The following is an 11724-nucleotide window of genomic DNA, read 5'->3' as shown; positions in this document are numbered from 1 at the left end:
AAATCATGAAACATCGTTTTTTGTTGAACAGTTTTGTCTTTGGATTGATTCTTTTAGTTGGTGTGGTAAATGGACAACAACATTTTAGTGCCAATCAAATTAGTACAGATTTGGAATTCTATTTGCCCGCATCAACAAATTCTCAAATTATAAAACACCGCTATTATACGTTATCCTATAATGAAAAAGCAGAGCAGGCTGAGTGGGTAGCTTATCAATTGAAGAAAGATTACGTAAAAAGAAGCGATTTTAAACGCCCCTTTTTTATTGAAGATCCCAAAGTGAAAACACAATCTGCCGATTGGAGAAATTACCGGAAATCAGGTTTTGATAAAGGGCATTTGTGTCCCGCAGCTGATATGGAATTTGATATCAATGCCTATAATGATACTTTTTTTACATCCAATATTAGTCCTCAGAATCATGGTTTCAATTCAGGAATTTGGAATCGATTAGAGCAAAAAGTACGATTTTGGGCGGTTAAGAATGATGGGCTTTTTGTTGTTACCGGAGGAGTTTTGAAAGGAAATTTAAAAACAATAGGAAAAGAAAAGGTGCTTGTTCCTAAATATTTCTATAAGATTTTGTTGAGCAATTCAAAAGGGAAATATAAAATGATTGCTTTTTTAATTCCCAATGAAAATAGCAGTGAATCTATTTATAAATATGTGGTTGCTGTAGATAAAATAGAAACTATTACAGGAATTGATTTCTTTCCTAAGCTGGAAGATCAATTAGAGAACAACTTAGAAAAGAATGTCGATTTGAATTTATGGCTTGCAAAATAAACGTTTGCACGCTACCACTCATTCACTTTATTAGCATCCATTTTGAGGAATATAAAAAGCAAAATAGTAAATCCCCATAATCCGGAGCCTCCATAGGAAAAGAAAGGCAGCGGCACCCCGATAGTTGGGAAAATACCAATAACCATAGCAATGTTTACAAAGAAATGGATGAATAAAATTCCGGCGCAACAGTAACCATAGACCCTGCTGAATTTGGTTTTTTGTCTTTCGGCAAGATATATTAATCTTAGAAGTAAGATTACAAATAACGCAATTACTGCCAGCGAACCTACAAAACCCCATTCTTCACCTACAGTTGTAAAAATATAATCGGTGTGTTGTTCGGGTACAAAACCACCTTTGGTTTGTGTTCCTTCGAGAAAGCCTTTTCCAAATAAACCTCCTGATCCAATAGCTATTTCTGATTGATTGGTATTATAACCAATTCCTTTTAAATCGACGGTTTTACCCAGTAAGATATTGAAACGGTCTCTGTGGTGCTGTTTAAAAACATTTTCGAAAACATAGTTTACAGACAATACAAAAGCGGCAATGAGAACAAATACAATGCTGCTTGCTACAATGTTTCTGTCTGCCAGTCTGGATCTCCAATAAACAATTAGTATGGCTATTAAAGCCATTAATATTACATATTGGGGTTCAAAAATTAAAGTAAAAATAAATAAAACAACAGCTACAAAACCAGTCCAAATGTACCAGGCAGGTAAGCCTTCGCGATACAAAACAATTAGAAAAATGGTGTAAATTAAAGCACTTCCGGGGTCGTGTGGAACGATTAGAAATATAGGTAAAGCTAAGATAGACAGAACCTGAATTTGCCTGTTTGTGTCTTTTAAATTGATTTGGCTGTCACTTAAATATTTAGCAATTGCCAGTGCGGTTGCTGTTTTTACAAATTCGGAAGGCTGTAAACCAAAGGAACCAAATGAATACCAGTTGGTTTGTCCTTTAATCGTCTTACCGAAAACAAATAAACCCGCAAGCGACAATAATCCTATGATATAAATAACACTCGAATATTTCTCGTAAAATTTAGCGTCAACAGCAAGTATGGTAAAGATTAAAGGAATAGTTAAAAAAATAAAAATTAATTGTTTTTGATAGGTGTCCTCCAGCGAAGACAGCGATGAAGAATAGATATTTAACCATCCTAAAATTACCAATACGCTATAAATAATAACGCATATCCAGTCAATATTTTTTTTAACACTTTGATTTTTCATCAGTAAATGAATGGCTTAGTTACTTTTTTTTGTGGTATCGGTTGCTGTATTTGTTTTTGTCTCCTTGTATTTTTGGATAGTATCTTTAGGAGTGCTTTCAATGGCATTGGCTTCTTTCATTCCTCCTAAAATTGCATAGCGGTCTCTCAAACTTCTTTCCAGAATTCTTTTTTCTAAATCCGTTCGGGTGATTTTTTTTCTCAAATATTTTTCAATCATCAAACTTGCAATAGGTCCGGCAATGGTAGCTCCATATCCTCCGTTTTCAACCATAACGGCAATAGCAATTTTCGGATTGTCTTTTGGTGCAAAAGCCACAAATATAGAGTGGTCTTCGAGTTTGACTCTTTTGCCGTCTATTTTTGCAAAGTTTTCTGCTGTTCCTGTTTTTCCGCAAATATCAATTCCGTCAACTCTTAGTCCTCTGGCTGTTCCCAGATTATAAACATCAAATAACCCATTGATTATAGGAGTAAAATATTCTTTGTTTATTGTAGTTGTATGTTTAACCTTGAATTTAGGATCAATATTTTCACCTTTAATTTTCTTAATGATGTGAGGCGTATAATAATAACCCTGATTGGCAACGGTTGCCATCATGTTAGCCAATTGAATCGGAGTCATTAACACTTCACCCTGTCCAATGGCATTAGAAACGATAGCGGTGCTTCTCCAGCCTCCGTTTGGATAAATACGTTTGTAGGTTTTAGAGCTTGGAATATTACCTCTTCTTCCTGTTGGTAAATCGTATCCCATAAACTGCCCCAAACCAAAACTCTTCACGTGGTTGCTCCAAACATCTACTGCGTAAGAAGGTTTTACATATTTGTTAATGGTTTTCATGTAAGCTGTTCCAAAATAAGCATTACAGGATTCGTAGATTCCCCTATGCAGTTGCAGCGCGCCTCCATGACAGTGACATCTCATGAAACGTCCTCTGGCATAACTAAATCCATGTCGGCAAAATACCGTAAATTGTTCGTCGATGACGCCTTCTTGTAAAGCAACGAGTCCTGTTAAAATTTTAAATGGAGAACCCGGAGGGTATTCGGCAAGCAAACCTCTGTCGTATAATGGTTTTGCGATTGAATCATTGTAAAGTAAAGTGTAGTTTTTAGAACGTTGACGTCCAACTAAAATCGAAGGATCGTAGGAAGGAGCAGTAATTAAAGCCAGAATTTCTCCTGTTTTAGGCTCAATAGCAACAATTCCTCCTCTTTTATTAACCATCAGTTGTTCGCCATAACGTTGGATTTCGGCATCAATGGTAAGATTAATGTCTTCTCCCTGTACGGCAATGGTATCGTATTTTCCGTTTTTATAGGAACCTATCAGACGGTTGTATTTGTCTTTCTGGAAATATTTAACCCCTTTAACCCCTCGTAAAATTTCTTCGTAGTATTGTTCAACCCCTTGTTTTCCGATTAAATCGCCACTTTTGTAGTAGGGATTTTCTTTTATAATTTGTTCGTTTACTTGGGTAATTGAACCAAAAACATTAGCACCAAAGTCAACTTCATAATCACGAAGGGAACGTTTTTGCACATAAAAACCTTGGAATTTTCTAATTTTTTCCTGAAAGGCGGCATATTCGCTTTTATTTAATTGTGGTAAAAAAACTGATGGCAGTCTGGGACTATAGACAGTAGCCTTTTCTATTTTTTTAATGAATTCTTCTTTGGTAATATCTAATAGTTGGCAAAATTCCAGGGTATCTAAATTTTTTATTTCCCTTGGAATAACCATGATGTCATAAGAAGCCTGATTAGCTACTAAAAGTTTACCGTTTCGGTCGTAAATATATCCTCGTTCAGGATATTCGTATTGTATTTTAATAGCATTGTTTTCTGATTTCAATTTGAAAGTATCATTGATTACCTGCAAATAGAAAATCCGAATTAGTAGCAAAGATGCTGCGACGATAATGATAGAAGGCAGCAGAAGTTTTCTCATCGTTTGTTTGACTTAATAAGATATATTATAATAATGCAACTAATAATTGTAAATACGGTACTGAGTAAGGATCGAATTAAAATGTCTAAAATAAAACTAACCTGAAAGGCTTCGAGAATAAACAGTGTTAAATGGTGCAGCACCACAGCTAAAAATATAAATGAAAACCGTTCAGGAGTTAATGATTCATTTAATTTAATAGTTTGGTATTCGTAACTAACTCCAAATGCAAATTTAAAGAGATAAGGTCGGTAATAAGCCAGAATTAAACAGGCTGTTGTGTGAATTCCACCTGAATTTGAAAATAAATCCATAATAATTCCAAGTGCAAAGCTGCTTATAATTAAAGCGGATCTGTTGGAGTTAACCGGATATAAGATAATGAAAAGGATGTAGGGTAAGGGCATTATAAAACCTAAAAACGTCATATTGTTGAATACGACAATTTGAAGGGCTAATAATGAAATAAACCTTAAAATATTGAGTAACAAAGTGCTATTCATCTTTTTTGTTTCCTTTTTCTAAATTAGTAACTTCCTCTTTGTCTCTGCTTTTGATGATATAAACGTGACCTAAATTAGTCATGTCATTAAATAATTTTACATCTATAACATAATAGTTAGTGTTCTCTTCGTAGTAATATTTGTGTATAGTTCCAATGTTAATGTTCTCCGGGAAAATAACCGATTGTCCTCCGGTTACAATAGTATCTCCTTTTCTGACAGAAGCCAATCGCGGAACATCGACTAACTGAACAAACCCAGTATTTTTCCCATTCCAGGTTAATGACCCAAAATGATTGGATTTTTTGATTTTAGCATTAATCTGCGATTTCGTATTTAAAATACTCACGACAGTAGCATATCTTGGTGATGTTCTGTCAATGATACCCACAATTCCTAAGCTGTTAATAACACCCATATCGGCTTTGATACCGTCGTTTGCACCAGAATTTAATGTCAGGAAGTTTTCGTGAGAGTTATAGGTGTTGTGAATTACTTTCGAAACTATAATGTCATTTGGCCCAACACCTTTAAGGTTTTCAGGTTTTTTTATAGTTGTAGTGTCTTTAGTGTTGAAAAGAATGCTTTTAAGTCTGGCGTTTTCAAGTGCCAGAGCTTCATTTTCTGTTTTCAGATTTAAGTATTCGGTAATGTTGTTGATTTCTTCATAAACACCTCCTGTGAAAAAATTAGCCGAACTAATAATTCTGCTTTTATGGTAAGAATGAGACTGTATCGTAAGTAAAAACGAAATGCTTAATAACAGCAAAAACAGTATTCGGGTACTGTTTTTGAATATAAAATTAAATATTTGCTGCATTCTCTAGTTTGATTATTAATTTCAGGATATGCGAATATTGTATTCTAATATCTAAAGTGCTATAATTATTGAATTACAGCACTTTGGATGTTTTATTTTATTAAAATACTTTTGAATTTTCCAATGTTTTTCAAGGCCATTCCTGTTCCTCTTACTACGGCTCTTAATGGGTCTTCGGCAATGTAAACCGGTAAATCCGTTTTTTGAGAAATTCGTTTGTCTAATCCTCTAAGCATAGAACCTCCACCGGCCAAGTAAATTCCTGTGTTGTAGATGTCGGCAGCTAATTCAGGAGGAGTTTGAGACAGCGTTTCCATTACTGCATCTTCAATTCGTTGAATTGATTTATCTAAAGCTTTTGCAATTTCTCTATAAGATACATCTACTTGTTTTGGTTTTCCTGTTAGCAAATCTCTACCCTGAACCGACATGTCTTCAGGAGGAGTTTCTAAATCTTCAATAGAAGCACCAATTTGAATTTTTATTTTTTCAGCTGTACTTTCTCCTACAAATAAATTGTGTTGGGTACGCATATAATATACGATATCATTCGTGAAAACGTCACCGGCAATTTTTACCGATTTGTCACATACAATCCCGCCTAAAGCAATTACCGCAATTTCAGTAGTACCACCTCCAATATCTACAATCATGTTTCCTTTTGGTTGCATGATATCAATTCCGATACCGATTGCTGCTGCCATTGGCTCGTGAATTAAGTAAACTTCTTTTCCGTTTACACGTTCACAAGATTCTTTTACAGCTCTCATTTCTACTTCAGTAATTCCTGAAGGAATACAAACCACCATTCTTAAAGCGGGAGTAAACATTCTTTTTTTCAATGCAGGTATGCTTTTGATAAACATACTGATCATTTTTTCAGAAGCATCAAAATCAGCGATTACACCATCCTTTAAAGGCCTTATCGTTTTAATGTTTTCATGTGTTTTACCTTGCATCAGGTTGGCTTCTTTACCAACGGCAATGATTTTGCCAGAAATTCTGTCACGGGCAACAATTGACGGACTGTCAATAACTACCTTGTCATTGTGAATGATTAGTGTGTTTGCGGTACCAAGGTCTATCGCAATATCCTCGGTCATGAAATCAAAAAATCCCATAAGTTTTTTAAGGGTTTATAAGTTAAAAATTAGGAGCGTACAAAGTTATACAAATTAATGTTTGAAATGACGTGTCCCTGTAAATACCATTGCCAAATTATTTTCGTTGCAATAATCAATGCTTAATTGGTCTTTAATAGATCCGCCCGGTTGGATTACAGCAGTAATTCCTGCTTCTTTTGCCAGGGCAACACAATCAGGGAAAGGGAAGAAAGCATCACTTGCCATAGAAGCACCTGTTAGGTCAAATCCAAAGTGTTTTGCTTTTTCAACAGCTTGTTGCAAAGCATCAACTCTTGAAGTTTGTCCTGTTCCGGATGAGATTAAAGTTCCGTTTTTAGCAAAAACAATCGTGTTTGATTTGGTGTTTTTACAAATTTTAGAAGCAAAAATTAAATCTTCAATTTCCTGCTCCGTTGGACTTGTAATGGTAACGGTAGTTAAATCTTTTTTATTGTCTGTAATGTTATTTCTGTCCTGAATTAACAATCCGTTAAGACAAGTACGCACTTGTTTTTGCGGTAATTCTACATCATTTTGGACTAATATAATTCGGTTTTTCTTTTCCTGTAAAATGCTTACAGCTTCAGCATCATAAGCAGGAGCAATAACTACTTCGCAGAATAATTTATTGATTTCTGATGCTGTTTCAACATCAATTTTAGTATTCGAAATTAGAACTCCTCCAAAAGCCGAAGTTGGATCGCAAGCTAATGCCGCTAAATAAGCTTCGCTAATAGTTTTTCTTGAGGCTAATCCGCAAGCATTGTTATGTTTTAAGATAGCAAATGTAGGTCCGTCAGTTTTGAATTCGTTAATTAAATTAACCGCTGCATCTACATCTAATAAGTTATTGTATGATAATTCTTTTCCGTGTAATTTTTGGAACATAGCGTCAAAATCGCCAAAGAAGAATCCTTTTTGGTGTGGATTTTCTCCGTAACGCAATACCTGACCATTGTCGATACTTGCTTTGTAAATTGTTTCATCAGTATTGAAATAGCTAAAAATAGCTCCGTCGTAGTGTGAAGATACGTGGAATGCTTTGGTAGCTAATAATTTTCTGTCTTCAAGAGTGGTAGCTCCGTTTTGTTTTGTAATCATGTCCAGGAACAAAGCGTATTCGTTCATAGAAGGTACAATTACAGTGTCTTTGAAATTTTTAGCAGCAGCGCGAATTAATGAAATTCCTCCAATATCGATTTTTTCAATAATATCTTGTTCACTTGCTCCTGAAGCTACTGTTTTTTCAAATGGATATAAGTCAACTATAACTAAGTCAATCTGCGGAATGTTGAATTCCTGCATTTGTAGAACATCACTTTCGTTATCCTGACGGTTAAGGATTCCTCCGAAAATTTTTGGGTGTAATGTTTTTACTCTTCCGCCTAAAATTTCAGGAAACGCAGTAATGTCTTCAACAGCAACAACAGGTATGCCTAAATTTTTGATAAATTCCTCAGTTCCTCCTGTTGAATAAAGAGTCACATTTTGACTGTGTAATAATTTAACAATAGGCTCAAGACCTTCTTTCGAGAAAACCGAAATTAATGCAGATTGAATTGTTTTTGAAGTGCTCATGAATAGTTTTAATTATAAAATGCAAAAATAGTTTTTTAATGTGAAAATTAAGCTATCTTAAAATGAGATAATTTGTATTTAATTACGCTTTTTTAAGATGATGGCGAAATAGCTGGATTTTATTGTGTTAAAAGAAATTTATATTAGGATTTTGAATATTATTTACAGAATTTTACCTTATTAAAAATAGATTTTATGTTGTTATATCTTCGATTGTTGAAAGAAAGTTTTGCTTTTGCTCTAAATGCACTGCGAAATAATAAGTTAAGAACGCTTCTTTCTTTGCTTGGAGTAACTATTGGAATCTTTTCAATTATAGCCGTTTTGGCAGCAGTAGATTCTCTGGATAGAAAAATCACACAAGATTTAAGTGGTTTGGATAAGAATACGATTTATTTAATGAAATTTTCTTTTGGACCTACGGATATTCCAAATTGGAAAAGAGAACAGTTCCCTAATGTTAAATACGATGAATATATTTATTTGAAAGGTGCAATGACAAATACAGCCGAATTGGGTTATCAGATTTTTACCAAAACAGAAACCATAAAATATGATTCCAAAATAGTGAGCGATGTAAATATTGTTCCGGTTTCTCATGAATTTATAGATATTCAGGGACTTGAATTTGAAAAAGGTCGTTTTTATAATGAATCAGAAGCGAATTCGGCTGCCAGAGTTATTGTTATAGGGAATGAAATTGCAACTACTTTATTTGAAGATTCAGATCCTATTGGGAAAGACGTTCGGTTGTATGGACAACGTTTTACGGTAATTGGGGTTTTAAAGAAAAAAGGAGCAGGAATTTTTGGAGACAGTAATGATTCGGCAGTGTTTATTCCGGTTAATTTTATCCGACAAAAATTTGGTGATAATAATACTTCACTCACCAATGTTATTATTTTTAAACCGGTTGATGGGGTAGATATGGAGGAGTACAAGGCAGAAATATCCCAAAAATTACGCGCTTACCGAGGTGTTAAAGCCGGAGAAATTGATAATTTTTTTATTAATGTTTTTTCCGGATTTACTGATTTTATTGATGGAATTATCGGAAGTATGAAACTGGGCGGCTGGGTAATTAGCGGATTTTCGCTGTTAGTAGGCGGTTTCGGAATTGCGAATATCATGTTTGTTTCGGTAAAAGAACGCACCCACTTAATAGGAATTCAAAAATCATTAGGAGCTAAAAACCGATTTATTCTCTTCCAGTTTTTATTCGAAGCGATTATTTTGTCGGTTATTGGCGGATTGATAGGTTTGCTGATGGTTTGGGGAATAGCTGTTGGATTGAGCAAAGCGCTGGACTTTGAGTTTGTACTCGGGCTGGATAATATCCTTCTGGGAGCTGGCTTGGCAGGAATTATAGGTTTGATTTCGGGAATTTTACCGGCTATTTCAGCTTCTCGATTAGATCCTGTAGAGGCAATTAGAACGGGGATGTAGTTTTAGATTGCAGAGTCATTGCGAGGCACGAAGCAATCACACGAAAGAAATTCCGCTTAGTTTTGAAATTCTTTGTGTGCACAAGCAAGATGCTTGCGCCTGCTGGGGGAGGTGTTCATTGAAAAATGATAATCGTTCTGTTTCTAAAAAAAGAAAAACGCTTCTATGAAGATTTAAAGCAAAAAAAATCCCGATTGCTCGGGATTTTGATTTATCTAATTTCATTATTCTGAATCAAATCTAAGTACAAGTTAATCTTGTCTTTTAATTCTTTTCTGGCTGTGATAAAGTCTAAGAAACCGTGCTCTAAAAGGAATTCAGCTGTTTGGAAACCTTCCGGTAAATCTTTACCTGTAGTGTCTTTTACAACACGTGGTCCTGCAAATCCAATTAAGGCACCCGGCTCAGCAATGTTGATGTCTCCTAACATGGCGTAAGAAGCAGTTGTTCCTCCGGTAGTTGGGTCAGTACACAAAGAGATATAAGGTAATTTAGCTTCCGAAAGTTGGGCTAGTTTTACTGATGTTTTAGCTAATTGCATTAATGAGTATGCAGCTTCCATCATTCTGGCTCCTCCTGATTTTGAAATCATTACAAATGGTAATTTGTGTTTGATGGCATAATCAATTCCTCGGGCGATTTTTTCTCCTACAACTGCTCCCATAGAACCTCCAATAAAGGCAAAATCCATAGCGCAAACTACCAAATCTTTACCTTTAGATTTACCAACTGCTGTGCGAACAGCATCTTTCAGTTTGGTTTTTTCCATAACATCTTTTAAACGCTCTGAGTATTTCTTTGTGTCCACAAAGTTCAAAGGATCTTTAGAAGTAATGTTTGGGTCTAATTCAGTAAACTCGTTGTTGTCGAATAAGATTTCGAAATAAGTAGCACTACTTATTCTTACGTGAAAACCATCTTCAGGGCTTACAAATAAGTTACGTTCCAGTTCTTCGGCATCAATAATTTTTCCGGTAGGAGATTTGTACCAAAGTCCTTTTGGAACGTCCATTTTCTGTTCGGTAGGAGTCGTGATTCCTTTTTCGTGTCTTTTAAACCAAGCCATTTTTTTGTTATTTATAGTTTTTGGTTTATGGTTTGTGGTTTGCTAAACTACAAACCATAAACTATAAACATTAAAGTGTATTTACGTTGTTCAAGTCAGCAAAAGCTTGTTCCAGTCTTGCGTTGAAAGTAACTTCTCCTTCACGCAACCATTTTCTTGGATCGTAATATTTTTTGTTAGGAGCATCAGCACCTGTTGGGTTACCAATTTGAGTTTTTAAGTAATCAATATTGTTTACCATGAAATCACGAATTCCTTCTGTGAAAGCAAATTGTAAGTCAGTATCAATGTTCATTTTGATAACTCCGTAGCTAATTCCTTCTCTGATTTCTTCAAGAGTAGAACCTGATCCACCGTGGAATACAAAATCAACCGGGTTGTTTCCTGTGTTGAATTTTGCCTGTACGAAATCCTGAGAATTTTTTAAGATTTTTGGAGTTAATTTTACGTTTCCTGGTTTGTAAACTCCGTGAACATTTCCAAAAGCAGCAGCGATAGTGAATTTTGGACTTACTTTAGATAATTCTTCGTAAGCATAAGCTACTTCTTCCGGTTGTGTGTATAATTTTGAACTGTCAACATCAGAGTTGTCAACACCATCTTCTTCACCACCTGTGATTCCAAGTTCGATTTCTAATGTCATTCCGATTTTGCTCATTCTTTCTAAGTAAGTTTTGCAAATTTCGATGTTTTCTTCTAATGGCTCTTCTGATAAGTCAATCATGTGAGAGCTGAATAATGATTTTCCGGTTGCAGCAAAATGCTCTTCAGAAGCGTCTAATAAACCATCAATCCAAGGCAATAATTTTTTTGCGCAGTGGTCTGTATGTAAAATTACAGTTGCTCCGTAAGCTTCTGCTAAAGTGTGGATACTTTTTGCTCCGGCAATTGCTCCGGCGATAGCTGCTTTTTCTCCCGCATTAGAAAGTCCTTTTCCTGCATTAAATTGTGCTCCTCCGTTTGAGAATTGGATAATAACCGGTGCGTTTAGTTTTGCAGCTGTTTCAAGTACACCATTAATTGTGTTTGATCCTGTAACGTTTACAGCAGGAAGTGCAAATCCTTTTTCTTTGGCATAATTAAAAATTTCCTGTACTTGATCACCAGTTGCTACACCAGGCTTAATGTTGTGTCCCATTTTGTTTTTGTTTTTAGTAGTTAGATTTTTTGTTTTTAGATTAAGACCGCAAAAATAAGAATTT

General features: G+C 35.1%; 10 protein-coding genes. 2 read left to right on the top strand and 8 right to left on the bottom strand.

Features of this window, described 5'->3' with window-relative positions; all coding sequences use genetic code 11:
* Nucleotides 1-5 precede the first annotated feature (5 nt).
* Nucleotides 6-788 carry a DNA/RNA non-specific endonuclease gene (locus tag IEV84_RS01060; RefSeq protein WP_188491577.1) on the top strand — a complete coding sequence of 261 codons (783 nt, stop codon included), beginning with the start codon at nt 6-8 and terminating at the stop codon, nt 786-788.
* Between the two features lie 11 nt (nt 789-799).
* On the opposite strand, the gene rodA is transcribed toward IEV84_RS01060, so the two are convergent.
* The 6 genes from rodA to purH all read right to left on the bottom strand — a co-directional run bounded on the left by rodA (nt 800) and on the right by purH (nt 8010).
* Nucleotides 800-2032 carry a rod shape-determining protein RodA gene (rodA, locus tag IEV84_RS01055; protein WP_188491575.1) on the bottom strand — a complete coding sequence of 411 codons (1233 nt, stop codon included), beginning with the start codon at nt 2030-2032 and terminating at the stop codon, nt 800-802.
* Nucleotides 2033-2047: 15 nt separating this feature from the next.
* Entirely contained in the window at nt 2048-3985 is a 1938-nt protein-coding gene (gene mrdA / locus IEV84_RS01050) for a penicillin-binding protein 2 (protein ID WP_188491573.1), read from the bottom strand.
* Nucleotides 3982-4488: a rod shape-determining protein MreD gene (locus IEV84_RS16455; protein ID WP_229732560.1), complete on the bottom strand. Its 507-nt coding sequence runs from the start codon at nt 4486-4488 to the stop codon at nt 3982-3984. The genes mrdA and IEV84_RS16455 overlap by 4 nt, the downstream gene beginning before the upstream one ends.
* Entirely contained in the window at nt 4481-5308 is an 828-nt protein-coding gene (mreC, locus tag IEV84_RS01045) for a rod shape-determining protein MreC (protein ID WP_188491571.1), read from the bottom strand. Before mreC ends, IEV84_RS16455 begins: the two co-directional genes overlap by 8 nt.
* Nucleotides 5309-5400: 92 nt before the next feature.
* Entirely contained in the window at nt 5401-6429 is a 1029-nt protein-coding gene (locus IEV84_RS01040; RefSeq protein ID WP_071183962.1) for a rod shape-determining protein, read from the bottom strand.
* Between the two features lie 54 nt (nt 6430-6483).
* Nucleotides 6484-8010: a bifunctional phosphoribosylaminoimidazolecarboxamide formyltransferase/IMP cyclohydrolase gene (gene purH, locus IEV84_RS01035; protein ID WP_188491569.1), complete on the bottom strand. Its 1527-nt coding sequence runs from the start codon at nt 8008-8010 to the stop codon at nt 6484-6486.
* A gap of 195 nt (nt 8011-8205) precedes the next feature.
* On the opposite strand from purH, the gene IEV84_RS01030 reads away from it, so the two are divergent.
* Nucleotides 8206-9456: an ABC transporter permease gene (locus IEV84_RS01030; protein ID WP_188491567.1), complete on the top strand. Its 1251-nt coding sequence runs from the start codon at nt 8206-8208 to the stop codon at nt 9454-9456.
* 211 nt (nt 9457-9667) lie between these two features.
* On the opposite strand, the gene accD is transcribed toward IEV84_RS01030, so the two are convergent.
* Complete coding sequence (gene accD, locus IEV84_RS01025; RefSeq protein WP_188491565.1) at nt 9668-10522, bottom strand: acetyl-CoA carboxylase, carboxyltransferase subunit beta; 855 nt, start codon at nt 10520-10522, stop codon at nt 9668-9670.
* Between the two features lie 70 nt (nt 10523-10592).
* Nucleotides 10593-11660: a class II fructose-bisphosphate aldolase gene (gene fbaA / locus IEV84_RS01020; protein ID WP_188491563.1), complete on the bottom strand. Its 1068-nt coding sequence runs from the start codon at nt 11658-11660 to the stop codon at nt 10593-10595.
* Nucleotides 11661-11724: the final 64 nt, after the last annotated feature.

The organism is Flavobacterium palustre, from assembly GCF_014639535.1.
Classification (GTDB): Bacteria; Bacteroidota; Bacteroidia; order Flavobacteriales; family Flavobacteriaceae; genus Flavobacterium; species Flavobacterium palustre.
Note: the sequence above shows the minus strand (reverse complement) of the source record. Positions and strands in the feature narration are given on the sequence as shown.

Excerpts from the sequence above, each read along its gene's own strand:
- IEV84_RS01060 (WP_188491577.1), top strand. The coding sequence starts at position 6 with ATGAAACATCGTTTTTTGTTGAACAGTTTTGTCTTTGGATTGATTCTT.
- rodA (WP_188491575.1), bottom strand. The coding sequence starts at position 2,032 with ATGAAAAATCAAAGTGTTAAAAAAAATATTGACTGGATATGCGTTATT.
- mrdA (WP_188491573.1), bottom strand. The coding sequence starts at position 3,985 with ATGAGAAAACTTCTGCTGCCTTCTATCATTATCGTCGCAGCATCTTTG.
- IEV84_RS16455 (WP_229732560.1), bottom strand. The coding sequence starts at position 4,488 with ATGAATAGCACTTTGTTACTCAATATTTTAAGGTTTATTTCATTATTA.
- mreC (WP_188491571.1), bottom strand. The coding sequence starts at position 5,308 with ATGCAGCAAATATTTAATTTTATATTCAAAAACAGTACCCGAATACTG.
- IEV84_RS01040 (WP_071183962.1), bottom strand. The coding sequence starts at position 6,429 with ATGGGATTTTTTGATTTCATGACCGAGGATATTGCGATAGACCTTGGT.
- purH (WP_188491569.1), bottom strand. The coding sequence starts at position 8,010 with ATGAGCACTTCAAAAACAATTCAATCTGCATTAATTTCGGTTTTCTCG.
- IEV84_RS01030 (WP_188491567.1), top strand. The coding sequence starts at position 8,206 with ATGTTGTTATATCTTCGATTGTTGAAAGAAAGTTTTGCTTTTGCTCTA.
- accD (WP_188491565.1), bottom strand. The coding sequence starts at position 10,522 with ATGGCTTGGTTTAAAAGACACGAAAAAGGAATCACGACTCCTACCGAA.
- fbaA (WP_188491563.1), bottom strand. The coding sequence starts at position 11,660 with ATGGGACACAACATTAAGCCTGGTGTAGCAACTGGTGATCAAGTACAG.